The sequence below is a fragment of the Nocardioides humilatus genome, from assembly GCF_008373755.1.
Taxonomy (GTDB): domain Bacteria; phylum Actinomycetota; class Actinomycetes; order Propionibacteriales; family Nocardioidaceae; genus Nocardioides; species Nocardioides humilatus.
Genome location: NZ_VUJV01000104.1, coordinates 1 through 757, shown reverse-complemented (window position 1 = coordinate 757; position 757 = coordinate 1). Strand labels below are relative to the sequence as shown.

The 757-nt window shown below is 54.3% G+C and carries 1 protein-coding gene; it reads left to right on the top strand.

Annotated features, from left to right (window positions below):
• On the top strand, positions 1-647 hold a 647-nt coding region (locus tag F0U44_RS24145), incomplete at its 5' end, for a cation transporting ATPase C-terminal domain-containing protein (protein WP_188113646.1).
• Between the last annotated feature and the right edge of the window lie 110 nt (positions 648-757).

Genomic DNA, 757 nt, shown 5'->3' with positions numbered 1-757 from the left:
CTCTGATCCCCGTCCAACTGCTGTGGGTGAACCTGGTCACTGACGGTCTGCCCGCTACCGCCCTCGGATTCAATCCTCCCGATCTCGACATCATGGACAAGCCTCCTCGCAAGGCTGACGAAGGTCTCATCTCCGGATGGCTGTTCTTCAGATACATGGCTATCGGTGGCTACGTAGGTGCAGCCACAGTCGGCGCTGCCTCCTGGTGGTTCATGTACTCCCCGTACGGACCTCAAATGACATACTGGCAACTCACTCATCACTTACAATGTATCAGCGGTGGTGATGAATTTAAGGGTGTTGACTGCAAAGTGTTCACTGACGCTCACCCGATGCCGATGGCTCTCTCAGTGCTGGTCACAATCGAGATGTTAAACGCCATGAACAGCTTGTCTGAGAATCAGTCTCTGGTCACCATGCCGCCCTGGTCAAACTTGTGGCTCGTCGGCTCCATGGCGCTCTCCTTCACTCTTCATTTCGTCATCCTCTACGTCGAGGTTCTTTCGGCCGTGTTCCAAGTGACGCCGCTGTCGCTCGACGAGTGGGTAACCGTAATGAAGTTCTCAGTACCCGTGGTACTGCTGGATGAAGTGCTCAAATTCGTCGCGCGCAAGATCTCCGATGCCCAGCCGTCGTGGAAGCTGTAAGCGCCGGAACACCGTCGCAGCGCCACTGCACGCACATATTCCATGAACACTATTTGTTTGTTGTGATCCCGCAGTGAAACTACACACGTAACGACACGGTTGTGATATCT